Origin of the sequence: Pseudomonas sp. NPDC089428 (assembly GCF_044749325.1) — a bacterium.
GTDB lineage: Bacteria > Pseudomonadota > Gammaproteobacteria > Pseudomonadales > Pseudomonadaceae > Aquipseudomonas.
In genome coordinates, this window is the sequence record NZ_JBIVHT010000001.1 from 22,716 (window position 1) to 46,730 (window position 24,015).

The window sequence follows — 24,015 nt, forward strand, 5'->3', positions numbered from 1 at the left end:
AGGCCAAATCACTCTTTCTTCAGCAAGCGCACCGCCAGCACATCGCACGGCGCGCCATGCAGCACGTCATTGGCGGTAGAGCCCAGCAGCAGTGCCAGGCCATGCCGACCATGGCTGCCGACCACGATCAGGTCGCACTTCTGCTCCTTGGCCAGTTGGTGAATTTCCTGACGTGGCTGGCCGTAGGTCAGGTGCGAGTCGCCGCGGTTGATGTCGGGGTACTTGTTGAACAGGCGTTCCATGCGCTCCTTGGCCTGGTCGAACTGCTGCTGTTGCAGTTGCGACAGGTCCATCGGTACATCGCCGCCAAAGGCCATGGCCATCGGTTCGACGATATGCACCAGCGAGACCTTGGCATTCGACGGTGCCGCCAGCGCCATGGCACGTTTGATCACCGGGTCGCACTCTTCGGTGAGGTCGACGGCGACCAGAAGATGTTCGTAGGACATGAGCTGTACTCCTGACAATCGCGATAGTAGAAGTATGGTCGCTTTCCGGCAGGTCATCCGTGAAACCTGAGTAACCCGCTCATTTGCAACGCTTTATGGAATCTACAGATATGACGGTATGGCTGGTGGTGTCAATCCTTGCGCTGATTCTCAGCCCGCTTTCCTGGCTGCGGCTGTCGCGCAAGCAGGGGCAGCAGATGAGCCTGCGCCTGGAGGCGCGGCGCATGGGCCTGGCCATGCAGCTGGCACCGCAGCAGTGGCCGCACTGGCTGGAAAAGGAGCCGCCGAGCCCGTGCCCGCAGTACCACCGTGGGCGCCGTCGGGGGCACGAGGACAGCTGGTGCTACTGGCAGGTCAGCCCCGGCGTCTGGTGGAACCAGTGGAAGGAAGTGTGCGAAGAACCGCGCCTGAACGAGGTGTTCGCGCGCCTGCCAGAGACTGTCTACAAGGTCGAGGCCGACAAGCGCATGATCGCCCTGTACTGGAGCGAGCGCGGTGATGAATCTGTATTGCAGGATATTGCCCACGCCTTCGACACCCTCGCTTGATGGCCCAGAACGACAAAGCGGCAACCCGGTAGCTACCAGGTTGCCGCTTTGTCGTTTCTGCAGCGCAGAAAAGGCCAGGCAGGCCGGGAAATTCTTGAATCCAGTCGCAGTGTAGTCATTCTCCGGCCGGCTGCATGAAAAAAATGCAGTGCGGGCGGTTTCCTTGTGGTCAATCGCTGACATGAATGATCGGCAATCACTGTCATCATGTTTTGGCCCCCGGCGATACAAAATGACCGGAAAGTCGCGTTTTCACTCCGTTCGGGAGCATTTGACAACGCCGATCTTTTCGGAGAATGTGTGCATACCCAAATCAAACGGGCGTATGAATTGAGCGTTTGTATGTCATCCCGCTCATACAGAATCCCGACTAGCGCGCTGACGGGTGTGCCTGGGGCAGGGGCGGCAAAGCCAGCTCTTCCACCAGCGTTCGGCGTGTACAGTTCAGCTTCCATATCGTGGAGATCAGTTGATGATTTACGAAGGTAAAGCCATCACGGTTAAGGCTCTTGAAAGCGGCATTGTCGAACTGAAGTTCGACCTCAAGGGTGAGTCCGTCAACAAGTTCAATCGCCTGACCCTGGACGAGCTGCGCCAGGCCGTCGACGCCATCAAGGCCGACGCCTCGGTGAAAGGCGTGATCGTCAGCAGTGGCAAGGACGTGTTCATCGTCGGCGCCGACATCACCGAATTCGTCGATAACTTCAAGCTGCCCGAGGCCGAACTGGTTGCCGGCAACCTGGAAGCCAACCGCATCTTCAACGCTTTCGAAGACCTCGAAGTGCCGACCGTGGCGGCCATCAACGGCATCGCCCTGGGTGGCGGCCTGGAAATGTGCCTGGCAGCCGACTATCGGGTCATGTCCACCAGCGCCAAGATCGGCCTGCCTGAAGTCAAGCTGGGCATCTACCCAGGCTTCGGTGGCACCGTGCGTCTGCCGCGCCTGATCGGCTCGGACAACGCCATCGAGTGGATCGCCGCCGGCAAGGAAAACCGTGCCGAAGACGCCCTGAAAGTCGGCGCCGTCGATGCCGTGGTCGCCCCTGAACTGCTGCAGGCCGGTGCCCTGGACCTGATCAAGCGCGCCATCAGCGGCGAGCTGGACTACAAGGCCAAGCGTCAGCCCAAGCTGGAAAAGCTCAAGCTCAACGCCATCGAACAGATGATGGCCTTCGAGACCGCCAAGGGCTTCGTCGCTGGCCAGGCCGGCCCGAACTACCCGGCGCCGGTCGAAGCCATCAAGACTATCCAGAAAGCCGCCAACTTCGGCCGTGACAAGGCCCTGGAAGTGGAGGCCGCCGGCTTTGCCAAGCTGGCCAAGACCTCGGTTGCCGAAAGCCTGATCGGCCTGTTCCTGAATGACCAGGAGCTCAAGCGCAAGGCCAAGGCCCATGACGAGATCGCCCACGACGTGAAGCAGGCCGCCGTGCTCGGCGCCGGCATCATGGGTGGCGGCATCGCCTACCAATCGGCGGTAAAGGGCACCCCGATCCTGATGAAGGACATCCGCGAGGAAGCCATCCAGCTGGGCCTGAACGAGGCTTCCAAGCTGCTCGGCAACCGCGTCGAGAAAGGCCGCCTGACCCCGGCGAAAATGGCCGAGGCGCTCAACGCCATTCGCCCGACCCTGTCGTACGGCGACTTCGCCAATGTCGACATCGTCGTCGAAGCCGTGGTCGAGAACCCGAAGGTCAAGCAGGCCGTGCTGGCTGAAGTGGAAGGCCAGGTGAAAGAGGATGCGATCCTTGCTTCCAACACCTCGACCATCTCCATCAACCTGCTGGCCAAGGCGCTCAAGCGCCCGGAAAACTTCGTCGGCATGCATTTCTTCAACCCGGTGCACATGATGCCGCTGGTGGAAGTGATCCGTGGCGAGAAGTCCAGTGAAGTGGCGGTCGCCACCACTGTGGCCTACGCCAAGAAGATGGGCAAGAACCCGATCGTGGTCAACGACTGCCCGGGCTTCCTGGTCAACCGCGTGCTGTTCCCGTACTTCGGCGGTTTCGCCAAGCTGGTCAGCGCTGGCGTCGATTTCGTGCGCATCGACAAGGTCATGGAGAAGTTCGGCTGGCCGATGGGCCCGGCCTACCTGATGGACGTGGTCGGCATCGACACCGGCCACCACGGCCGCGACGTGATGGCCGAAGGCTTCCCGGACCGCATGAAGGACGAGCGCCGCTCGGCCGTCGACGCCCTTTACGAGGCAAACCGCCTGGGCCAGAAGAACGGCAAGGGCTTCTACGCCTACGAGACCGACAAGCGCGGCAAGCCGAAGAAAGTCTTCGATGCCACCGTGCTGGATGTGCTCAAGCCGATCGTCTTCGAGCAGCGTGAAGTGACCGACGAAGACATCATCAACTGGATGATGGTGCCGCTGTGCCTGGAGACCGTGCGCTGCCTGGAAGACGGCATCGTCGAAACCGCCGCCGAAGCCGACATGGGCCTGGTCTACGGCATTGGCTTCCCTCCCTTCCGGGGTGGTGCGCTGCGCTACATCGACTCGATCGGTGTGGCCGAATTCGTTGCCCTGGCCGATCAGTACGCCGACCTGGGGCCGCTGTACCACCCGACCGCGAAGCTGCGTGAAATGGCCAAGAACGGCCAGCGCTTCTTCAACTGAGTGGTCAACGAGCTAGAGCGAGAGATTTGATATGAGCCTGAATCCAAGAGACGTGGTGATTGTCGACTTCGGTCGCACCCCCATGGGCCGCTCCAAGGGTGGCATGCACCGCAACACCCGCGCCGAAGACATGTCCGCGCACCTGATCAGCAAGCTGCTGGAACGTAACGCCAAGGTCGACCCGAAAGAAGTCGAAGACGTGATCTGGGGCTGCGTCAACCAGACCCTGGAGCAGGGCTGGAACATCGCCCGCATGGCGTCGCTGATGACCCAGATTCCGCACACCTCGGCCGCCCAGACCGTCAGCCGCCTGTGCGGTTCGTCGATGAGCGCACTGCACACCGCTGCACAGGCGATCATGACCGGCAACGGTGACGTGTTCGTTGTCGGTGGCGTCGAGCACATGGGTCACGTCAGCATGATGCATGGTGTCGACCCTAACCCACACCTGTCCCTGCACGCTGCCAAGGCGTCCGGGATGATGGGCCTGACCGCCGAGATGCTGGGCAAGATGCATGGCATCAGCCGTGAGCAGCAGGACCTGTTCGGCCTGCGTTCGCACCAGCTCGCCCACAAGGCGACGGTCGAAGGCAAGTTCAAGGACGAGATCATCCCGATGCAGGGCTATGACGAGAAGGGTTTCCTGAAGGTCTTCGATTTCGACGAGACCATTCGCCCGGAAACCACCCTCGAGGGCCTGGCGTCGCTGAAGCCGGCGTTCAACCCGAAAGGCGGCACCGTGACTGCCGGTACTTCGTCGCAGATCACCGACGGCGCTTCGTGCATGATCGTCATGTCCGGTCAGCGTGCCATGGACCTGGGCATCCAGCCACTGGCAGTGATCCGCTCGATGGCGGTGGCCGGTGTCGACCCGGCGATCATGGGCTACGGCCCGGTGCCATCGACCCAGAAAGCCCTCAAGCGCGCCGGCCTGACCATGGCCGATATCGACTTCATCGAGCTCAACGAAGCCTTCGCCGCACAGGCCCTGCCAGTGCTCAAAGACTTGAAAGTGCTCGACAAGATGGATGAGAAGGTTAACCTGCACGGCGGCGCCATCGCTTTGGGCCACCCGTTCGGTTGCTCCGGTGCACGGATTTCCGGCACCCTGCTCAACGTCATGAAGCAGAATGGCGGCACCCTGGGGGTGGCGACCATGTGCGTCGGCCTTGGCCAAGGTATCACCACTGTCTTCGAGCGCGTCTGATCGCGTTGTGGGACAGCAACCGGGGCCTTGTGCCCCGGTTTTTGTTTTTTTCAGAATTTGTTTCAAGAGGAAGGGCGACATGCAGATACAACCAGGCGTATACCGGCATTACAAAGGGCCTGAGTACCGTGTCTTCAGTGTTGCACGGCACTCCGAGAACGAAGAGTGGATGGTCTTCTACCAATGTCTGTATGGTGATTACAGCTTCTGGGTGAGGCCGCTTGCGATGTTCCAGGAGTCCGTCGAGGTTGACGGCGAGCAGGTGCCGCGCTTTGCTTTGGTCACGGCCGAAGAAGGGCTGCCTGAGCTGTCTGGCAAGTCGCAAGCGTGATCGACCACGCTTGACCTCACTCTTTTGCCACTATATATAGCGGTGCCGCGTCCGGCACCTGACGCGTTTTTCATCTTCAGATTCAGGAATACTCCGATCCATGGGCAAATCGCTGGTCATTGTGGAATCCCCGGCCAAGGCCAAGACCATCAACAAGTACCTGGGCAACCAGTACGTGGTGAAGTCGAGTATCGGCCATATCCGAGACCTCCCCACCAGCGGTTCGGCCAGCGCAAGCAAAGAGCCGGCCGCCAAGCGTGGCAAGGCCGCTGCGGGTGAGGCTCCGGCGCTGTCGCCGAAAGAGAAGGCCCGTCGCCAGCTGGTGGCGCGCATGGGCGTCGACCCCGAGCACGGATGGAAGGCCAAGTACGAGATCCTTCCCGGCAAGGAGAAGGTGATCGAAGAGCTGCGCCGCCTGGCCAAGGATGCCGACACCATCTATCTCGCAACCGACTTGGACCGCGAAGGGGAAGCCATTGCCTGGCACCTGCGCGAAGCCATCGGTGGTGACGACACCCGCTACAAACGCGTGGTGTTCAACGAAATTACCAAGAAGGCGATCCAGGAAGCGTTCTCGCAGCCTGGCGAGCTGGACATCGACCGGGTCAACGCCCAGCAGGCGCGGCGTTTCCTCGACCGCGTGGTGGGCTACATGGTCTCGCCACTGCTGTGGGCCAAGATCGCCCGTGGCCTGTCTGCCGGCCGCGTGCAGTCGGTCGCGGTGAAGCTGGTGGTCGAGCGTGAGCGCGAGATCCGCGCCTTCGTGCCGGAAGAATACTGGGAAGTGCACGCCGATCTCGGTACTGCCAAGAACGCCAAGGTGCGCTTCGAAGTGGCGCGCGAGAAAGGCGAAGCCTTCAAACCGCTGAACGAAGCCCAGGCCATGGCCGCGCTGGAGAAGCTCAAGGCTTCGAGCTACAGCGTGATCAAGCGCGAAGACCGCCCGACCAGCAGCAAGCCGTCGGCCCCGTTCATCACCTCCACCCTGCAGCAGGCGGCGAGCAACCGCCTGGGCTTCGGGGTGAAGAAGACCATGATGATGGCCCAGCGTCTGTACGAAGCGGGTTACATCACCTACATGCGTACCGACTCGACCAACCTGTCGGCCGACGCCCTGGACATGGCGCGCAGCTACATCGAACGCGAGTTCGGCAAGCAGTACCTGCCGGAAGCCCCGCTGGTGTACGGCAGCAAGGAAGGTGCCCAGGAAGCGCACGAGGCGATTCGCCCGTCCGACGTCAACACGCACCCGACCAAGCTCAGTGGCATGGAGCGGGACGCAGAGCGCCTGTACGAACTGATCTGGCGCCAGTTCCTGGCTTGCCAGATGCCTCCGGCGCGGTACCTGTCCACCAGCGTCACCGTGGCAGCGGGCGACTTCGAGCTGCGCGCCAAGGGCCGCATCCTCAAGTTCGACGGTTACACCCGTGTGCTGCCACAGCAGAGCAAGCCGGGCGAAGACGACGTGCTGCCGGAAATGGCCCAGGGCGAAGCGCTCAAGCTGATCCAGCTCGACCCGAGCCAGCACTTCACCAAGCCGCCAGCGCGCTTCACCGAAGCCAGCCTGGTCAAGGAAATGGAAAAGCGCGGCATTGGCCGCCCGTCGACCTATGCGGCGATCATTTCCACCATCCAGGATCGCGGTTACGTCACCCTGCACAATCGCCGCTTCTACTCCGAGAAGATGGGTGACATCGTCACCGAGCGCCTGTCGGAAAGCTTCTCCAACCTGATGGACTACGGCTTCACCGCCGACATGGAAGAGAACCTCGACGACGTGGCCCAGGGTGAGCGTGACTGGAAAAACGTACTCGACGAGTTCTACGGCGACTTCAGCAAGAAACTGCTGACCGCAGAATCACCTGAAAGCGGCATGCGTGCCAACCAGCCGACCATGACCAACATTCCGTGCAAGGAATGTGGCCGACCGATGATGATCCGCACTGCATCCACCGGTGTGTTCCTGGGTTGCTCGGGTTACAGCCTGCCGCCGAAGGAACGCTGCAAGGCCACCGTGAACCTGGTGCCGGGTGACGAGATTGCTGCAGACGACGAGGGTGAATCGGAGTCGCGCGTGCTGCTGGGCAAGCACCGCTGCCCGATCTGCGCCACGGCGATGGATGCCTACCTGCTGGACGAGAAGCACAAGCTGCACATCTGCGGTAACAACCCGGATTGCGCCGGCTACGAGATCGAAGAGGGCAGCTACCGCATCAAGGGTTACGAAGGGCCGAGCCTGGAGTGCGACAAGTGCGGCAGCGAAATGCAGCTCAAGACCGGCCGTTTCGGCAAGTTCTTCGGCTGCACCAACCCTGCGTGCAAGAACACCCGCAAACTGCTCAAGAGCGGTGAGGCAGCGCCACCGAAGATGGACAAGGTGGATATGCCGGAGCTCAAGTGCGAGAAGGTCGATGATACCTATGTGCTGCGTGACGGCGCTTCGGGGTTGTTCCTGGCTGCCAGCCAGTTCCCGAAAAATCGCGAAACCCGTGCACCGCTCGTGTCGGAGATCGTGCCGCACAAGCACGAGATAGATCCGAAGTACCACTTCCTGTGCGATGCGCCGCAGAAGGACCCGGAAGGGCGCCCAGCAGTAATTCGTTACAGCCGCAAGACCAAGGAGCAGTACGTGCAGTCCGAGGTCGATGGCAAGCCGACCGGCTGGAAGGCGTTCTACGACGGTGGTGCTTGGAAGGTTGAAGACAAGCGCTGATCCCTCAGTGCTTTGATTGGGGCTGCTTTGCAGCCCATCGCCGGCAAGCCCGGCTCCCACAGGTACTGTGTAGTCTTCGGGCTTGATGCAACCTTGTGGGAGCCGGGCTTGCCGGCGATGGGCCGCAAAGCGGCCCTAATCATTTATGATGCAGCTATCCGCCTCGCAGCCTTACGGAGGGCACTGAAAATGGCCCAGGAACTCTACACCCGCACCAATCAAAAACTGTTCTTCGCCGGCCTCGCTCTCGAATCGATGGCCAAGGCCGAACAGAGCCAGGCCATGAACGCCCAGGGTCTGGTCCAGGCCGAGCGTGAGTCGGCGCTGTTCCACCTGTACGGCGCGCTGCTGGGGCTGTGTCATGAGATCGGTGGCTTCTACCGCTTGCCTGTGGTGGCTTCGGTCGAGCAGGCGCTCGCCGACGATGCCTTGAACAGCATCGCCATCCCTGAAGTTGCGGAAATGCTCGAGCTGATTCGCCAGCGTGAAACCTGGCTGGCGCAACTGCTCAGTGCTTATGCCGATTTGTTCCGACCACCGGTCGCGAAAAAAACGCCGAAAACCGACGTCACCCAGCCGCTCATTCAGGCCGTCAATCTCGATGAACCTGAGCATCCTGCGTTGTCGAGGGAAGAGTTGGAAAGCTGGCGCAACAACCTTAAAGGTTTGGTGAGACGTTTCCGCGACGCGTTGAGTGAGTGCTGATAGCTGCAGCGGCTGGTACACTAACGGCCTTTCGTGGAGAACTGCCCTATATGTCTACGTCGTTTCTGGAAATTGTCGAGTTGCCTGATGGCCGTATCGAGCTGCGTCGCGCCGAGGATGAAGGCTCCCTGGTAACCCTGGATTTCTCGGAAGACGCCAAGGCGTTCCTGCAGGGTCAACATGTCGAGGTCGCCAAGGCCATGCTGAGCGTTGGCGTGCAGATGGCAGGGCGCCTCATTGATGGCGAGCTGGATCGCGACGAAGGGCCGCGCGTACTTCACTAAAGCGTGTGCTTACCTGGCATCTCAGGCAAAGCCTGAACATCAGCCGAGGCGGATGTTCAGGCTTTGTGCATTTCCGGCACTGGCTGCGCGTACCAGTTGTTGGCGAGCGGTAGCATTGACGCTGCCAAGCCAGCTGACCACGGTGTGGCTGCGGCCGAGGCGTAGCGCTTCACAGGCCAGTTGCAGTGCGCTTTGATTACCGCCGGGATGCAGCAGCAGGATTCGTTCGCGGTTGAGCCCGGCATCACGCAGCCAGGCCTGGGTCAGGCTGGTGGGTGGAGCAATCAGCGTCAGCCAGCGGGCCTCTTCCTCTTCGCTCAGATCACGCAATACCGGGGCCAGCAGGCTATGGCAGTGTTCGGGGGCGCCACGCAGGGACAGTTCGCTGAACAGCTCTGGATGGCTGCTCTTGCGTGCCTGCTCGCTGGCCTTCAGGCCAGGCAGTACCGGCTGGGCGAGGAACGCTTCGAACAGCGGAAGCTGGACCTGCTGATGTGCTTGTATGGACTGCTGCATGACGCCTCCTGGATCAGCGGCGAATGACGCCGACACTCAAACCCTCGATCACCAGTTCCTGTTCTTTCAGGTCGACTTCGATGGGGGCGAACTCGGGGTTTTCAGCGATTAGCCAGACCTTGCTGCCTTCACGCTTGAAGCGCTTGACGGTCACTTCGTCGCCGATGCGGGCGACGACGATCTGGCCATTACGGGCCTCACGGCAGGTGTGCACTGCCAGCAGGTCGCCGTCGAAGATACCGACGTCCTTCATGCTCATGCCGTGCACGCGCAACAAATAGTCGGCGCGGGGGTGGAAGAAGGTCGGGTTGATGTTGCAGGATTGCTCGATGTGCTGCTCGGCGAGGATCGGTGCGCCTGCGGCGACCCGGCCAATGATCGGCAAGCCGTTTTCTTCGGCCTTGGCTTCAAAGCCAGGAATACGGATGCCACGGGAAGCGCCCGGGGTCATTTCGATGGCGCCTTTACGGGCGAGGGCCTTGAGGTGCTCCTCGGCGGCGTTCGGCGACTTGAAGCCCAGTTCCTGAGCGATTTCCGCACGCGTCGGTGGGAAGCCGTTGTCTTCGAGGCAGCGTTTGATGAAAGCCAGGATCTCGGCTTGGCGTGGCGTCAGTTTCAACATGGCAGGCGCTCTGTCTTTTTATACAGTGACTGGAATTATATACAGTACTGGATGCGCTGCAAGCACAAAGCAGCAGGAAATACCCAGGATGACGCTTGCAGCCTGCATCCTGGCGCTTTTAAATGGCGACCGCCCAGTCACCGAGTCTTGACAGATGCAGGTCTGAAACGTATGTTTCAAACACCTGTTTGTCTCTGTCTGGCGGAGTAGTAATGGCCCAATCTGAAACCGTTGAACGCATTCTCGATGCTGCCGAGCAGCTGTTCGCGGAAAGAGGCTTTGCGGAAACCTCGTTACGGCTGATCACCAGCAAGGCCGGGGTCAACCTCGCAGCGGTCAACTATCATTTCGGTTCGAAAAAGGCCCTGATCCAGGCGGTCTTCTCGCGCTTCCTCGGGCCGTTCTGCGCCAGCCTCGAGCGCGAGCTGGAGCGGCGTCAGGCCAAGCCAGAGCAGAAACCCAGCCTTGAAGAGCTGCTGGAAATGCTGGTGGAGCAGGCGTTGGCCGTGCAGCCGCGCAGCAACAACGACCTGTCGATCTTCATGCGCCTGCTGGGCCTGGCCTTCAGCCAGAGCCAGGGCCACCTGCGGCGCTATCTCGAGGACATGTACGGCAAGGTGTTCCGGCGCTACATGTTGCTGGTCAACGAAGCCGCACCGCGCATTCCACCACTTGAGCTGTTCTGGCGCGTGCACTTCATGCTCGGCGCTGCGGCGTTCAGCATGTCCGGGATCAAGGCGCTGCGCGCCATTGCCGAGACCGATTTCGGCATCAACACCTCGATCGAGCAGGTCATGCGCCTGATGGTGCCGTTCCTGGCTGCCGGCATGCGGGCCGACACTGGCGTCACCGACAACGCCATGGCCAGCGCCCAGTTGCGCCCACGCAGCAAGACCGGCAGCGCTACCGTCAAGGCCTGAAGGCTGGGCGGGGCAGGGCGCTTCGGCTAAGCTAGCGCCCATGCCTGACCTCGATTTCCTGCACATCTCCCTCGCCGACCAGCGCCTCTACGGCTTTGCCCAAGGGCAGCTGCGCGTGCGTCTTGCAGTATCCACCGCGCGCAATGGCGCAGGTGAGCGCAACGGTTCGGGTTGCACGCCACGCGGGCTCCACCAGGTGCGCGCGCGGATCGGCGCAGGCTTGCCAGTCAATGCCGTGCTGCAAGGGCGACGCTGGACGGGCGAGATCTGGTCGCCGGCGCTGCACGCGCAGCATCCCGGGCGAGACTGGATCCTGACCCGCATCCTCTGGCTCAGCGGCTGCGAGCCGGGCATCAATCGCCTGGGTAGCGTTGACACTTTTCGCCGCTATATCTATCTGCACGGCACGCCTGACACGGAACCCTTGGGCGCGCCGCTGTCCCATGGCTGCATACGTTTGCACAACACCGATCTGCTTGGCCTGTTCGAGTGTGTGCCGGCACATTGCCCGGTGCGCATCGACGAGGCTGCCTGCCCCCAGTGGGCTTCACTGAATCTGCAATGAAGGATTGCCTATGACCGCCAGCCTGCAAGGCTCCCTGATGGTGGATATCGCCGGTAAATGGCTGACTGCCGAGGATCGCCAGCTCCTGCGCCAGCCGGAAGTGGCCGGCCTGATCATCTTTGCCCGCAACATCGACAGCCCGCGCCAGGTGCGTGAACTGTGCGCCTCGATCCGCGCCATTCGCCCCGACCTGATCCTTGCGGTCGACCAGGAAGGCGGGCGGGTGCAGCGCCTGCGCCAGGGCTTCGTACGCCTGCCAGCGATGCGCGCCATCGCTGACAATGCCAATGCCGAGTACCTGGCCGAGCAGTGCGGCTGGCTGATGGCAACCGAAGTGCTGGCGGTCGGCCTGGACCTCAGCTTTGCCCCGGTGCTCGACCTCGATCACCAGCGCAGTGCGGTGGTTGGCAGCCGTGCCTTCGAAGGCGACCCGCAGCGCGCCACGCAGCTGGCCGGGGCCTTTATCCGGGGCATGAATGCAGCGGGCATGGCGGCTTGTGGCAAGCACTTCCCTGGGCATGGCTGGGCCGAGGCGGATTCGCATGTGGCGATTCCAACAGACGAGCGCAGCCTCGACCAGCTGCGCCAGGCGGACCTGTTGCCATTCTCCCGCCTGAGCGGGCAACTGGCGGCGGTAATGCCGGCGCATGTCATCTACCCACAGGTCGACAACCAGCCGGCTGGTTTTTCGCGGCGCTGGCTGCAAGATATTCTGCGCGGCGAGTTGGGTTTCGAGGGTGTGATCTTCAGCGACGATTTGTCGATGGCCGGGGCACATGTTGTCGGTGATGCAGCCAACCGCATCGAAGCCGCGTTGAGTGCGGGCTGTGATATGGGGCTGGTGTGCAACGACCGGGCGGCCGCGGAACTGGCCTTGAGTGCGGTACAGCGCCTTAAGGTCAGGCCCTCGCCAAGGGTCGCAAGCATGCGTGGTCAGGGTTTTGCGCGCACTGACTACCGCCAGCAGCCGCGTTGGCTGCATGCCTTGGGTGCGTTGAGGGACGCACAACTGATCGATTGACGCGCGCTGCAGACTCACTGGCAAAACTGCTTGATTGAGGTGGGGAGGTTGGGGGCATCGGGAACTGCTGCGCTATACCTCCTTCCAGGTTATGCCCTAGAGACTTGGGCAACGCACAGATGTCTGTGCTTGCCCGTAATGGGTATCTGCTTTCCCAATTGAGGTTTTTGTCATGACGGTTTGTATGCAGGGTGCTTTGATGGTTGACATCGAAGGCAAACGGCTGACACCTGAGGACCGACGGCTGCTGCTTCAGCCCGAAGTTGCAGGCTTGATCATTTTTGCTCGTAACATCGCGCACCCGCGCCAGGTGCGTGATTTGTGCCAATCGGTGCGAGCCATTCGCCCGGACCTGATCATCGCAGTCGATCAGGAGGGGGGGCGGGTGCAGCGTATCCGCGAAGGGTTGGTGAGGTTGCCGTCCATGGGGCAAATAGCCAGGAGCGACAATGCCGAGCGGTTGGCCGAGCATTGTGGTTGGTTGATGGCGACCGAAGTGTTAGCCATTGGTATAGACATTAGTTTCGCCCCCGTGCTTGACCTGGATCATGGGCGCAATGCTGTCATCGGAGAGCGCGCCTTTGGCAGTGATCCTGAGCGTGTCGCGTTGCTGGCGGGTGCATTTATCCGTGGGATGAATGCTGCGGGCATGGCCGCATGCGGCAAGCATTTCCCAGGGCATGGCTGGGTTGAGGCTGACTCGCATGTGGCTATCCCGACGGACACTCGCAGTCTTGAGGAACTGCGCAAGGCGGACTTGGTACCATTCTCCCGATTATCATCGCAGCTGTCGGCGATGATGCCTGCGCACATCATCTATTCAAAAGTCGACAATAAACCGGCTGGGTTTTCGAAGCGTTGGCTTCAAGAGATTCTCAGGGGGGAGCTTGGTTTCGACGGGCTGATCTTCACTGATGACCTGTCCATGGCAGGCGCTAGCGGGGTTGGCGACATTGCTGATCGCGTTGAGTCGGCGTTCCGTGCGGGGTGTGATGTGGCGCTGGTATGCAATGACCGTGCTTCGGCAGAGCTCGCGCTTGAGGCGGCGCAGCGCATGCAGGTCAAACCATCGCCGCGCCTTGCCCGGATGCGCGGCTTCAGCTTTGCACGAACCGATTATCGCCAGCAGCCGCGGTGGCTGGAGGCGCTCGGGGCGTTAAGGGAGGCGCAGCTGGTCGCTTGATTGCGCCGGCCTCTTTGCTTCGACCGCCGGGCAGAGGCCGGTACAGAAGCTGTTTAGCGGCCTCGCTTGCCCGGCAGTGGCGCAAACAGCGCGTCGATCTCCTCATCCCCCAGCCGCCACTGCCCTGCCTGCCCGCCATCGAGCAGGCTCGCCGCCAGCGCTGCCTTCTCCTGTTGCAGCGCCTGGATCTTCTCTTCCACCGTCCCTCGGGTAATCAGCTTGAACACGAACACCGGCTTGTCCTGGCCAATTCGGTAGGCGCGGTCGGTCGCCTGGTTCTCGCTGGCCGGGTTCCACCACGGGTCGAAGTGGATCACGGTATCTGCCGCAGTCAGGTTCAGCCCAACACCCCCAGCCTTCAGGCTGATCAGGAACACTTCGCTGTCACCCTGCTGGAACTGCTGTACCGGCGTGCGTCGATCGCGCGTGTCGCCGGTGAGCAGGCTGTAGCGGATCTTGCGCTTTTCCAGCTCCTGCTCGATCAGTGCCAGCATCGAGGTGAACTGCGAGAACAGCAGCACCCGGCGCCCCTCGCTGAGGAGCTCTTCGAGCATGTCCAGCAGCGCGCCAAGCTTGCCCTTGTCAGCCTGGTTGCCCTTGGTTTCGACCCCTTTGACCAGGCGCAGGTCGCAACACACCTGGCGCAACTTGAGCAGGGCGTCGAGGATCACGATCTGGCTGCGTGCCGCGCCATTGCGGGCGATCTCGTCGCGGACCTTCTTGTCCATGGCCACGCGCACCGCTTCATAGGTGTCGCGCTGGGCATCGCTGAGTTCGACCCAGTGCACCATTTCGGTCTTGGCCGGTAGCTCGGTAGCCACCTGTTCCTTGGTGCGGCGCAGCAGGAACGGGCGCACCCGGCTGACCAGGTGGGCCAGGCGCTCGACGTCGCCGTGGCGCTCGATGGGGGTGCGGTAATCCTGGTTGAAGCGTTTCACGTCACCCAGCCAGCCGGGCATGAGGAAGTGGAAGATCGACCACAGCTCGCCCAGGTTGTTTTCCATCGGCGTGCCGGTCAGGCACAGGCGCTGGTTGGCTTGCAGCTCGCAGACGGCGAGGGCGGCCTTGCTGGTGCTGCTCTTGATGTTCTGCGCCTCGTCCAGCACCAGCACATGCCAGGTTTGCGCGCGCAGGTGTTCCAGGTCGCGTGGTACCAGGGCATAGGTGCTGAGCACCAGGTCGTATTCATCCAGCTTGGCAAAGTGCTTGCTGCGGCCCGGGCCGTGCAGGGCCAGCACGCGCAGGCCGGGGGCGAAGCGTTGGGCTTCGTCGAGCCAGTTGGGCACCAGGCTGGTGGGCATCACCGCCAGTGCCGGGGCGGTCAGGCGCCCGGACTGTTTCTCCAGCAGCAGGTGGGCCAGGGCCTGCAGCGTCTTGCCCAGGCCCATGTCATCGCCAAGGATGCCGCCGGTGCCCATTTCGCGCAGCGCCTGCAGCCAGTTCAGACCTTGTTGCTGGTAGGGGCGCAGGGTGGCGTTGAGCCCGCTAGGCACTTCGACCTGCAGGTCGCGGGCATCGCGCAGGCGCCGGCCGAGGTCGCGCACATGGGCGCCACCCTCCCACTGCAGCGGCAGGTGTTCGATGTCGTTCAGGCGTGCGGCGTCGGCACGGTCCATGCGCAGGGCCGGGCCGGGCGTATCCTCGTGCAGGTACAGCTCGCCGAGGGTGCCCATCACCGCCTTGATGCGGCCGTAGGGCAGGGCGACGCGCAGCGCCGGGCTGTCCAGGCGGCCGCGGTTGAGGTCGATCAGCAGGTGTTCGTCGTCGCTGCGCCGTGCCAGCTCGCTGGGGCGCAACAGCTCAGGGTTGCTGCGCAGCAGTTGCAGCACGATCGGCAGCAGGCTGTGGCGCTGGCCCTCGACCACGATGCCCAGCTCCAGGTCGAACCATTCATGCCCAGGTGCTTCGTCGATGCTGGCGTACCAATCGTCCACCTCCTGCAGGTTGAAGGCGAAGTCGCGGTGGATGTCGATCTCCCAGCCGGCCTCGCGCAAGCGTGGCAGGCCGTCGCGGGCGAAGCGCAGCCAGGCCTCGTCGTCGGGCAGCTGGAGCATCTCGCCAGCACTGTCGGGCAGGGCCTTGCTCTGCCGGGTGGCGGGCTTGAAGCCGAAGTCGCGCAGCACCTTGCGCAGCGCCTGCTCGACCTGGGGCTGGCGGCGGATGCGCTGGCTGGTGGTGCCGATCAGGCGGGTCAGTGGCTTGTCGTCGCTGCCGCTGGCGCGCAGGCCGTCGTAGTCGAACGCCAGCGCGGCGCGGTGCTGCATCTGCCGTTGCATGCGGCCGGTCTTGGGCATGTAGGCACTGAATTCGAGGCTGCCGAGGGTCAGGTGCGGCCTGGGCTGCAGGTCGTCGATGAGCTGTTCGTCCAGCGTGGTCGGCGTAGGGAGTTGGTGGTTCAAGGCGTTGAGCTTGTGGCTGAGAGGCACGACGAGGTGTTCCGGAACGTCAGGAGCGATGGTCAGTTGCAGGGCAATGTGCGGATCAAGGCTGTGTTCGATCTTGCCCACCTCGCTGCGGGTGAAATCGAAGTAATAAAGTGGCAGTAGCGCAATCACGCAGTTCAGCGGTGTTTCGCCGTGATACCAGATGCCGCGATAGTGACCATTATCCAGCCGCACCCAGCGGAATTCGGCCGCAAGCGCAGCGCCTTCGCGCAGCAGGGGCTTGTTTTCGTCACAGAGCATGCGACCGGTATCCAGCGCGCGCTGGAACAGTTCGCCGCCTTCCCGGCCTTTGAGCGGGTAGCCGCGGTCCTGGCCACCGGCCTGGTTCAGTGCCGAAAGCAGGCGCAGGATGCGGATGTCTTCTTCCTTGACGAAGCGCGGGGGTTCGTAAAGGAATTCGTAGAGTGACTGCACGCGGCTATAGCGCAGGCCCTGCTCGTCACGTATGCCTTTGCGTACCCGCAGCGCACAGCCGGGTTCATCGGTCAGCCTGAGCTGGTAGCAGACCATGCGCCCGCGTTTGTCGTGGGTGTCGGCGGGCTCCTGGGCGGGCTGCTCAAGGCCTTTGAGCCAGCGCTGCAGGTCGGCCGGCAGTGCGTCACCGCTATTTTTCGCCGTTGCCTGCGGCTCGCTCAAGACGAACAGCACGGCGGCGCAATGCTTGCAATTTTGCCCCACCGGGCAGCTGCACTGGCCGCGTACATGGCAGCGGCCAGCCAGGGCGGTGAGGGTGATCTTCTGCCGATAAGGGCTGCCCTCGCTGCCGCGACAGCTGGCTTCAATGAGCGCGCCAGTGCAGCGTTCGATCTCTACCCGGTCTTCCCGGGCGTAACGCTCGCCGCGCTGCAGGACCGGCTCGGTGAACGACTGGGTCCAGTTCGGGTACTCGCGCAGCAGCTGCAGAGCGTCGCGGCTCATGGTGTCACTGCTCCATCATCTCCGGGTCCATCGCTGGCATCTTCGGTGTGCCAGGTGGAGTGACCTTCAGCAGCAGCGCCAGGTGGCCGCCATCGAGGAAGGTCAGCTGGCCGCCTTTCATGTTCTTGTTTTCCTGATTGAACTGCTCGCTTTGCAGCACGTTGCCATTGCCGTCGAGCTGGTTGACCCAGAAATTGGCCGTGACGGCAATGAAGCGGCCCGGGGTGATGCTCAGGTTGCCTTCGATCGGGAAGTGGCCGAACTGTTCCTTGCCGTCGCCCAGGGCGATGCGGCTGCCTTCGGCGTCGACTGGCTGCTGCCAGGCCTTGTGCAGCAGCACGGTGTAGCTCGGGGTTGCTTCCAGGCGGGTAACCTCGTCCTGCAGTGCCAACGGGCGTTCGGCATTCTGGTCCAGGCGCGGGGCACCGGCGCTCCAGTTTTCAGGCGCATATTGGCTGGTGAAGGCGGGCACGCTGTTCTGCCGCACCAGAATCATTTCTACCTGATACATGCCTTCGGCGAAGGCGGCTGGCGCGAACAGCGCGAGCAGCAGGGTCAGGCAACGGATGCTACGCATGGATCTTCCTTAGGCAGGCTGTGGGGTCAGGCGCTCGAACAGCGCCTCCAGGGTATTGAAGCGTTCTTCGGGGCGTTCCATCGGGACCAGGAAACGGAACTGTGTTGCGCCTTCGAACTTGTAGCGTTTGGGCTGGCCCTGGATCAGCTTGATCAGGGTCAGCGGGTCGACCGGGGTCTCGGCCTCGAATTCAAGCTTGCCGCCATTGGGGCCGGCGTCGACTTTCTTGATGCCGAGCGTTTCCGCCTGCAGCTTGAGCTGGGTCAGGCGCATCAGGTTCTTGGTCGGCTCGGGCAGCAGGCCGAAGCGGTCGATCATCTCCACTTGCAGGTCCTTGAGGCCTTCTTCGTCGGCCGCCGAGGCGATGCGCTTGTAGAGGATCAGGCGGGCATGCACATCGGGCAGGTAGTCCTCGGGGATCAGCGCCGGCAGGCGCAGGTTGATCTCAGGGCCACCGCCCAGCGGCTGCTCGAGGTTCGGTTGGGTGCCCTTGCGGATGGCCTTGACCGCGCGTTCGAGCATTTCCATGTAAAGGGTGAAACCCACCGCCTGGATCTGACCGCTCTGGCCTTCGCCAAGCAGCTCGCCGGCGCCGCGGATTTCCAGGTCGTTGGTGGCCAGCACGAAGCCGGCCCCGAGGTCCTGGGTGTTGGCGATGGCTTCCAGGCGCTTTTCGGCGTCGGCGCTGATCTTCTGCCGCTGCGGGGTCAGCAGGTAGGCGTAGGCCTGGTGGTGGCTGCGGCCAACACGGCCGCGCAGCTGGTGCAGCTGGGCCAGGCCGAACTTGTCGGCGCGCTCGATGACGATGGTGTTGGCGCTCGGCACGTCGATGCCGGTCTCGATGATGGTCGAGGCGATCAGCACGTTGAAGCGCTTGTGGTAGAAGTCGCTCATCACCTGTTCCAGTTCGCGCTCGCGCATCTGCCCGTGGCCGATGCCGATACGCGCTTCCGGGACCAGTTCGGCCAGTTCGGCCGCGCACTTCTCGATGGTCTTCACGTCGTTGTGCAGGTAGTACACCTGGCCGCCGCGCAACAGCTCACGCAGCAGCGCCTCCTTGACCGTGCTCTTGTTCTGCTCCATGACGAAGGTGCGCACCGACAGGCGTCGCGCTGGCGGGGTGGCGATGATCGACAGGTCGCGCATGCCCGCCACGGCCATGTTCAGCGTGCGCGGAATCGGCGTGGCGGTCAGGGTGAGGATGTCCACTTCGCTGCGCAGGGCCTTCAGCTGCTCTTTCTGGCGCACGCCGAAGCGGTGTTCCTCGTCGATGATCGCCAGGCCCAGGTCCTTGAAGCGCACGTCGTCCTGCAGCAGCTTGTGGGTGCCGATGAGGATGTCGATCTTGCCTTCGGCAAGGTCGGCGGCGGCGGCGGCCACTTCCTTGGCCGACTTGAAGCGACTCATCACCTCGACCTTTACCGGCCATTCGGCAAAGCGGTCGCGGAAGCTGTTGTAGTGCTGCTGGGCGAGCAGGGTGGTCGGCACCAGCACCGCCACCTGGCGGCCGCTGTGCACGGCGATGAAGGCTGCGCGCATGGCCACTTCGGTCTTGCCGAAGCCTACGTCGCCGCAGACCAGGCGGTCCATCGGCTTGGGCGCCAGCATGTCGACCCGCACCGCCTCGATGGCCGCTTGCTGGTCGGGGGTTTCCTCGAACGGGAAGCCCGCGCTGAACGTGGCGTAGTCGGCGGCCGGGTCGGCAAACGCATAGCCCTTGCGCGCGGCGCGACGGGCATAGATGTCGAGCAGCTCGGCAGCCACGTCGCGGACCTGCTCGGCGGCTTTGCGCTTGGCTTTCTGCCAGGCTTCGGAGCCCAGGCGGTGCAGCGGCGCCAGGGCGTCATCGCTGCCGGTGTAGCGGGCGATCAGGTGCAGGTTGGCTACCGGCACATACAGCTTGGCGCCCTCGGCGTATTCCAGGGTGAGGAATTCGGCGGCCTGGCCGTCGATTTCCAAGGTGGCCAGGCCCAGGTAGCGGCCCACACCATGGTCGATGTGCACCACCGGTGCGCCTTCGCGCAGCTCGGTGAGGTTCTTGATGACCGCGTCGTTGGCTGCCTCGCCGCGTTTTTCGCGGCGCCGGCGCTGCATCACGCGCTGGCCGAACAGTGGGCTCTCGGCGACCAGGGCGACGGCCGGGTCTTCCAGCAACAGGCCGTCGTCCAGCGGGGCGATGGTGATTGCCAGGCGCTCGCGGCCGGTAATGAAATCGGCCCAGCTGTCGACCGTCTGCGGGCGCAGCTTGAGGCGTTCGAGCAGTTCCAGCAGCACTTCGCGGCGGCCCGCCGATTCGGCGGTGAACAGCACGCGGCCGCTGAACTGGTCGAGGAATTCGGCCAGCGCCGCCAGCGGCTGGTTGGCCTTGGCCTCGATGGCCAGGTTGGGCAGGGCGCGCGCGGGGAAGCGCTCGCGGCCGGCGCCGGCTTCGATGTCGTCGGCGCTGACCACCACCCGTGGCCACTGCTTGAGCTGGGCGAAGCAGTCTTCGACGGGCAGGAACAGCTCGGCCGGCGGCAGCAGCGGGCGGGTCAGGTCGCCGCGGCGCTCTTCATAGCGCCCGCGCACGTCGTTCCAGAAATGCTCGGCCGCTTGCTCGACGCCCGGCAGCGAGAACACCTGGGTGTCGGCGGGCAGGTAGTCGAACAGGGTCGAGGTTTCTTCGAAGAACAGCGGCAGGTAGTACTCGATGCCGGCAGGGATGATGCCGCTGGCCAGGTCCTGGAAGATCGCGCTACGGCGGAAGTCGACATCGAAACGCTCGCGGAAACGCGCCTTGAAGCGGGTCACCTCTTCCTTCTGCATGGGGAACTCGCGCGCCGGCAGCAGGCGGATCGAGTCGACCTTGTCGATCGAACGCTGGGTCTCCGGATCGAAGGTGCGCAGGGTTTCGATCTCGTCATCGAACAGGTCGATGCGATAAGGCAGCTTGCTGCCCATCGGGAACAGGTCGATCAGTGCGCCACGCACGGCGAATTCACCATGCTCGTAGACCGTGTCGACGCAGCGGTAGCCAGTGGCTTCCAGGCGCGTGCGCATCTGCTCGACGTCGATGGTCTGGCCCACGTCCAGCACCAGGCTGCTGCCGAGCAGGAAGCGGGTCGGGGCCAGGCGGTGCAGGGCAGTGGTGATCGGCACGACCAGAATGCCGTGGCTCAGCTCCGGCAGCCGGTAGAGGCTGGCGATGCGCTGGGAAATGATGTCCTGGTGCGGCGAGAACAGGTCGTAGGGCAGGGTTTCCCAATCGGGGAACGGCAGCACCGGCAGGTCCGGGGCAAAGAAGCGAAGCTCTTGCTCCAGACGATCGGCGGCCTGGCTGTCGGCGGTCAGCAGCAGGGTGAAGCGGCCCGCGCTGCTGGCAGCCTCGGCGATGGCCAGGCTAAGGGCGGCACCGGGCAGGTTGCCCCAGGTTTGTTTGCCGGCCGTGGCCGACATTTGCGGTAGGCGCAGAACTGACACGGGAGATTGCACTCCAAGCGTTGCGGCAAAGAGATCGATTGTACCGGTGACAGTGCCTGCTGTCAGGCTCGACAGGCCATGAACAGCGGGCTTTGCCATCGGCGACAGGCGCTCATTGCCGGTTACGCGCAGGGGCGTCATAATGTAGCCCCTTTTTTCTGTCCCTACATGTGGAAGGTTCCCGTGACTCAGAAGCCCGACCAGTGTCTTGGTGAGTGGATCGATCGTGAAGCTCTGGCTGAAGCGATGATCCCGCTTATCGGTCAGCTCTACCGCAACAACAATGTGGTGAGCTCGATTTATGGCCGTAGCCTGATCAACCGTTCGGTTATCTCGATCCTCAAAGCCCACCGCTTTGCGCGTCACCGTCAAACTGACGAGACCGAACTGTCCGTACACGAGACATTCCCCCTGCTCAAGGCCATGAGCGAGCTGAAACTGGGCGCCGCTTCGGTCGACCTGGGCAAGCTGGCCAACAAGTTCAAGCAGGAAGGCAACGGCCGCACTGCCGAGCAGTTCGTCCGTGAAGAACTGGCCGACGTGGTTGGCCAGCAGAACGCTTCGGCCCGCAAGGGTACCGACGTCGTCCTGTACGGCTTCGGCCGCATCGGCCGCCTGCTGGCGCGCATCCTGATCGAGAAGACCGGTGGTGGCGACGGCCTGCGCCTGCGTGCAATCGTCGTGCGCAAAGGCGCCGAGAACGACCTGGTCAAGCGTGCCAGCCTGCTGCGCCGTGACTCGGTGCATGGCCCGTTCGATGGCACCATCACCATCGACGAAGCCAACAACACCCTCACCGCCAACGGCAACCTGATCCAGATCATCTACGCCAAGAGCCCGAGCGAAGTCGACTACACCCAGTACGGCATCGAAAACGCGCTGATCGTCGACAACACCGGCGTATGGCGTGACGCCGACGGCCTGGGCCAGCACCTGGCCTGCCCAGGCGCTGCCCGCGTGATCCTCACCGCACCTGGCAAGGGCGCGCTGAAGAACATCGTGCATGGCATCAACCACGGTGACATCACTGCCGATGACAAGATCATCTCGGCAGCCTCCTGCACCACCAACGCCATCGTGCCGGTGCTCAAGGCCATCAACGACCAGTACGGCATCGTCAACGGCCACGTCGAAACCGTTCACTCGTTCACCAACGACCAGAACCTGATCGACAACTTCCACAAGGGCAGCCGCCGTGGCCGTGCCGCGCCGCTGAACATGGTCATCACCGAAACCGGCGCCGCCACCGCTGCCGCCAAGGCACTGCCAGTGCTGAAAGGCAAGCTGACCGGCAACGCCATTCGCGTTCCGACGCCGAACGTTTCGATGGCCATTCTCAACCTGAACCTCGAGAAGCCGACCACCCGCGACGAGATCAACGAGTACCTGCGCCAGACCGCCATGCACTCGGAACTGCACAAGCAGATCGACTACGTCAGCTCGCAGGAAGTGGTTTCGACCGACTTCGTCGGTTCGCGTCACGCCGGTGTGGTGGATGCCGAGGCGACCATCGCCAACGACAACCGCGTTGTCCTGTACGTCTGGTACGACAACGAATTCGGTTACAGCTGCCAGGTGGTTCGCGTGATGGAAGAGATGTCGGGTGTGAACCCGCCAGCGTTTCCACGCTGATCCGCTTGTAAGCGCATGAAAAAACGGGAACCTTCGGGTTCCCGTTTTTTTTTGCCTGGCATTTGTTGTCGTTGTACCGGCCTTTTCGCGGCCAAGCCCGCTCCCACAGGGATATCACTGGTTTCAAGGCTTGTGATATCCCTGTGGGAGCGGGCTTGCCCGCGAAAAGGCCGGTACAGACGATCGAGACCTCGATATTGCGTGCACTTCTCTCAATCCTGCTGATGCTCCTGACCGCCTGCAACCAGGGCCCGACCCTGGAGCGCCTGGGCGGCCCGACCATGGGCAGCAGCTACAGTATCCAGTACGTCCGCGAGCCTGGCGGCCCGGCACCGGGCCAGGTCCAGGCGGCGGTCGAGACCATCCTCAACGACATCGACCAGCATTACTCGACCTATCGCGGCGATTCCACCATCAGCCAGTTCAACCTGCTGCCTGCCAACCAGTGCATGGTCTTGCCGCCTGACATGCTCGAACTGGTCGCCCTTGGCCAGCACCTGGCCGAACTGAGCGACGGCGCTTTCGACCTCACCGTCGAGCCGCTGCTCGACCTCTGGGGTTTCGGCCCGCAGGCTCGCCACGAGCAGGTGCCTGACCCGCAAGCCCTGGCCCAGGCCCGCCAGCGCGTCGGTTACCGCCACCTGCGCATCGATGGCCAGGCACTGTGCAAGGATGCCGCGGTGCAACTGGACTTCAACAGCATTGCTGCCGGCCACGCTGTCGACCTGATCGCCGAGCGCCTGCGCGCCATGGGTGTGAGCCGTTTCGTCGCCGAAGTCACCGGCGAGCTCAAGGCCGTGGGCCGCAAGCCAGACGGAAGCCCTTGGCGTATCGCTCTGGAGCTGCCGCGCGAGGACCGCCAGGTCGCCCGCCAGATCATCCCGGTCAATGGCCTGGGGGTTTCGACCTCGGGTGACTATCGCCACTATTTCGAGGAGAATGGCCGGCGCTATTCACACACCTTCGATGCCCGCCTAGGGCGCCCGGTCGACCACGACCTGGCCGCGGTCACCGTACTCGATCGCTCGGCACTTCAAGCCGATGGCTATTCGACCCTGCTGCTGATCCTGGGGCCGGAGCGCGCCTGGGATTTCGCCGTGGCCCATGATCTGGCTGCGGTTTTGGTGACTCGGGCCGAAGGTGGCTTCGTCTCCCGAGCTACCCCCGCATTCGAGCAGGCGGTGAAAGGCGATTGAAAGCGTTGGCAGGGATGATCGCCGCCAGGGATCGGTAAATGACATGTAGTGCAGGCAAAATTGGCCTACGACGCGACCAAGGGTTAATGTGCGCGGCGTTCACGC

The 24,015-nt window shown here is 63.0% G+C and carries 19 protein-coding genes; 13 read left to right on the forward strand and 6 right to left on the reverse strand.

The window, feature by feature from the left end; genetic code table 11:
- Positions 1-8 precede the first annotated feature (8 nt).
- Positions 9-449 carry a universal stress protein gene (locus ACIPZ5_RS00110; protein ID WP_313712027.1) on the reverse strand — a complete coding sequence of 147 codons (441 nt, stop codon included), beginning with the start codon at positions 447-449 and terminating at the stop codon, positions 9-11.
- A 110-nt stretch (positions 450-559) separates the two neighbouring features.
- On the opposite strand from ACIPZ5_RS00110, the gene ACIPZ5_RS00115 reads away from it, so the two are divergent.
- The 7 genes from ACIPZ5_RS00115 to ACIPZ5_RS00145 all read left to right on the forward strand — a co-directional run bounded on the left by ACIPZ5_RS00115 (position 560) and on the right by ACIPZ5_RS00145 (position 8,857).
- Positions 560-997, forward strand: a complete 438-nt coding sequence (locus ACIPZ5_RS00115) for a hypothetical protein (RefSeq protein ID WP_343599620.1) — start codon at positions 560-562, stop codon at positions 995-997.
- A 472-nt stretch (positions 998-1,469) separates the two neighbouring features.
- Complete coding sequence (fadB, locus tag ACIPZ5_RS00120; RefSeq protein ID WP_261940928.1) at positions 1,470-3,617, forward strand: fatty acid oxidation complex subunit alpha FadB; 2,148 nt, start codon at positions 1,470-1,472, stop codon at positions 3,615-3,617.
- A 31-nt stretch (positions 3,618-3,648) separates the two neighbouring features.
- On the forward strand, positions 3,649-4,824 hold the full coding sequence (fadA, locus tag ACIPZ5_RS00125; RefSeq protein WP_261940927.1) for an acetyl-CoA C-acyltransferase FadA: 1,176 nt from the start codon (positions 3,649-3,651) through the stop codon (positions 4,822-4,824).
- 79 nt (positions 4,825-4,903) lie between these two features.
- Positions 4,904-5,155, forward strand: coding sequence for a DUF1653 domain-containing protein (locus tag ACIPZ5_RS00130; RefSeq protein WP_343599617.1), 252 nt, complete (start codon positions 4,904-4,906; stop codon positions 5,153-5,155).
- Positions 5,156-5,255: 100 nt separating this feature from the next.
- A complete protein-coding gene (gene topA / locus ACIPZ5_RS00135) occupies positions 5,256-7,868 on the forward strand; it encodes a type I DNA topoisomerase (protein WP_400805797.1) in 2,613 nt (870 codons plus the stop codon).
- A 189-nt stretch (positions 7,869-8,057) separates the two neighbouring features.
- The gene (locus ACIPZ5_RS00140; protein ID WP_261940925.1) at positions 8,058-8,573 is read left to right on the forward strand and encodes a DUF6586 family protein; all 516 of its coding nucleotides are present in this window, start codon (positions 8,058-8,060) and stop codon (positions 8,571-8,573) included.
- A 50-nt stretch (positions 8,574-8,623) separates the two neighbouring features.
- Positions 8,624-8,857, forward strand: a complete 234-nt coding sequence (locus ACIPZ5_RS00145) for a hypothetical protein (RefSeq protein ID WP_261940924.1) — start codon at positions 8,624-8,626, stop codon at positions 8,855-8,857.
- A gap of 39 nt (positions 8,858-8,896) precedes the next feature.
- On the opposite strand, the gene sulA is transcribed toward ACIPZ5_RS00145, so the two are convergent.
- Both sulA and lexA read right to left on the reverse strand, forming a co-directional pair.
- Entirely contained in the window at positions 8,897-9,373 is a 477-nt protein-coding gene (sulA, locus tag ACIPZ5_RS00150) for an SOS-induced cell division inhibitor SulA (RefSeq protein WP_261940923.1), read from the reverse strand.
- Between the two features lie 13 nt (positions 9,374-9,386).
- Entirely contained in the window at positions 9,387-9,995 is a 609-nt protein-coding gene (lexA, locus tag ACIPZ5_RS00155; protein ID WP_261940922.1) for a transcriptional repressor LexA, read from the reverse strand.
- Between the two features lie 212 nt (positions 9,996-10,207).
- On the opposite strand from lexA, the gene ACIPZ5_RS00160 reads away from it, so the two are divergent.
- The 4 genes from ACIPZ5_RS00160 to nagZ (ACIPZ5_RS00175) all read left to right on the forward strand — a co-directional run bounded on the left by ACIPZ5_RS00160 (position 10,208) and on the right by nagZ (ACIPZ5_RS00175) (position 13,684).
- Complete coding sequence (locus ACIPZ5_RS00160) at positions 10,208-10,915, forward strand: TetR/AcrR family transcriptional regulator (RefSeq protein ID WP_085674813.1); 708 nt, start codon at positions 10,208-10,210, stop codon at positions 10,913-10,915.
- A gap of 40 nt (positions 10,916-10,955) precedes the next feature.
- Positions 10,956-11,480 (forward strand): L,D-transpeptidase family protein, encoded by a 525-nt coding sequence (locus tag ACIPZ5_RS00165; protein ID WP_400805800.1) that lies wholly within the window; start codon positions 10,956-10,958, stop codon positions 11,478-11,480.
- 22 nt (positions 11,481-11,502) lie between these two features.
- Positions 11,503-12,501 carry a beta-N-acetylhexosaminidase gene (gene nagZ, locus ACIPZ5_RS00170; RefSeq protein WP_400806671.1) on the forward strand — a complete coding sequence of 333 codons (999 nt, stop codon included), beginning with the start codon at positions 11,503-11,505 and terminating at the stop codon, positions 12,499-12,501.
- A gap of 172 nt (positions 12,502-12,673) precedes the next feature.
- Entirely contained in the window at positions 12,674-13,684 is a 1,011-nt protein-coding gene (nagZ, locus tag ACIPZ5_RS00175; RefSeq protein WP_343597171.1) for a beta-N-acetylhexosaminidase, read from the forward strand.
- Between the two features lie 53 nt (positions 13,685-13,737).
- Here nagZ (ACIPZ5_RS00175) and ACIPZ5_RS00180 read toward each other — a convergent pair whose 3' ends face one another.
- Genes ACIPZ5_RS00180 through mfd form a run of 3 tightly spaced genes read right to left on the reverse strand, consistent with a single transcriptional unit; the run spans position 13,738 to position 21,082 of the window.
- Positions 13,738-17,046, reverse strand: coding sequence for a DEAD/DEAH box helicase (locus ACIPZ5_RS00180; RefSeq protein ID WP_343597173.1), 3,309 nt, complete (start codon positions 17,044-17,046; stop codon positions 13,738-13,740).
- Between the two features lie 4 nt (positions 17,047-17,050).
- Entirely contained in the window at positions 17,051-17,623 is a 573-nt protein-coding gene (locus ACIPZ5_RS00185; RefSeq protein ID WP_400805804.1) for a CsiV family protein, read from the reverse strand.
- Positions 17,624-17,632: 9 nt separating this feature from the next.
- Positions 17,633-21,082, reverse strand: a complete 3,450-nt coding sequence (gene mfd / locus ACIPZ5_RS00190) for a transcription-repair coupling factor (RefSeq protein ID WP_313712013.1) — start codon at positions 21,080-21,082, stop codon at positions 17,633-17,635.
- A 168-nt stretch (positions 21,083-21,250) separates the two neighbouring features.
- Between mfd and ACIPZ5_RS00195 the strand changes: the two genes are divergently transcribed.
- Positions 21,251-22,714, forward strand: coding sequence for a glyceraldehyde-3-phosphate dehydrogenase (locus ACIPZ5_RS00195; protein WP_261940916.1), 1,464 nt, complete (start codon positions 21,251-21,253; stop codon positions 22,712-22,714).
- Between the two features lie 224 nt (positions 22,715-22,938).
- Positions 22,939-23,910 (forward strand): FAD:protein FMN transferase, encoded by a 972-nt coding sequence (locus ACIPZ5_RS00200; protein ID WP_400806674.1) that lies wholly within the window; start codon positions 22,939-22,941, stop codon positions 23,908-23,910.
- The last annotated feature ends 105 nt before the right edge of the window (positions 23,911-24,015 follow it).

What these genes read in the sequence shown, in the direction of transcription:
- ACIPZ5_RS00110 (WP_313712027.1), bottom strand. Translation starts at nt 449, where the DNA reads ATGTCCTACGAACATCTTCTGGTCGCCGTCGACCTCACCGAAGAGTGC.
- ACIPZ5_RS00115 (WP_343599620.1), top strand. Translation starts at nt 560, where the DNA reads ATGACGGTATGGCTGGTGGTGTCAATCCTTGCGCTGATTCTCAGCCCG.
- fadB (WP_261940928.1), top strand. Translation starts at nt 1,470, where the DNA reads ATGATTTACGAAGGTAAAGCCATCACGGTTAAGGCTCTTGAAAGCGGC.
- fadA (WP_261940927.1), top strand. Translation starts at nt 3,649, where the DNA reads ATGAGCCTGAATCCAAGAGACGTGGTGATTGTCGACTTCGGTCGCACC.
- ACIPZ5_RS00130 (WP_343599617.1), top strand. Translation starts at nt 4,904, where the DNA reads ATGCAGATACAACCAGGCGTATACCGGCATTACAAAGGGCCTGAGTAC.
- topA (WP_400805797.1), top strand. Translation starts at nt 5,256, where the DNA reads ATGGGCAAATCGCTGGTCATTGTGGAATCCCCGGCCAAGGCCAAGACC.
- ACIPZ5_RS00140 (WP_261940925.1), top strand. Translation starts at nt 8,058, where the DNA reads ATGGCCCAGGAACTCTACACCCGCACCAATCAAAAACTGTTCTTCGCC.
- ACIPZ5_RS00145 (WP_261940924.1), top strand. Translation starts at nt 8,624, where the DNA reads ATGTCTACGTCGTTTCTGGAAATTGTCGAGTTGCCTGATGGCCGTATC.
- sulA (WP_261940923.1), bottom strand. Translation starts at nt 9,373, where the DNA reads ATGCAGCAGTCCATACAAGCACATCAGCAGGTCCAGCTTCCGCTGTTC.
- lexA (WP_261940922.1), bottom strand. Translation starts at nt 9,995, where the DNA reads ATGTTGAAACTGACGCCACGCCAAGCCGAGATCCTGGCTTTCATCAAA.
- ACIPZ5_RS00160 (WP_085674813.1), top strand. Translation starts at nt 10,208, where the DNA reads ATGGCCCAATCTGAAACCGTTGAACGCATTCTCGATGCTGCCGAGCAG.
- ACIPZ5_RS00165 (WP_400805800.1), top strand. Translation starts at nt 10,956, where the DNA reads ATGCCTGACCTCGATTTCCTGCACATCTCCCTCGCCGACCAGCGCCTC.
- nagZ (WP_343597171.1), top strand. Translation starts at nt 12,674, where the DNA reads ATGACGGTTTGTATGCAGGGTGCTTTGATGGTTGACATCGAAGGCAAA.
- ACIPZ5_RS00180 (WP_343597173.1), bottom strand. Translation starts at nt 17,046, where the DNA reads ATGAGCCGCGACGCTCTGCAGCTGCTGCGCGAGTACCCGAACTGGACC.
- ACIPZ5_RS00185 (WP_400805804.1), bottom strand. Translation starts at nt 17,623, where the DNA reads ATGCGTAGCATCCGTTGCCTGACCCTGCTGCTCGCGCTGTTCGCGCCA.
- ACIPZ5_RS00195 (WP_261940916.1), top strand. Translation starts at nt 21,251, where the DNA reads ATGTGGAAGGTTCCCGTGACTCAGAAGCCCGACCAGTGTCTTGGTGAG.
- ACIPZ5_RS00200 (WP_400806674.1), top strand. Translation starts at nt 22,939, where the DNA reads ATGCTCCTGACCGCCTGCAACCAGGGCCCGACCCTGGAGCGCCTGGGC.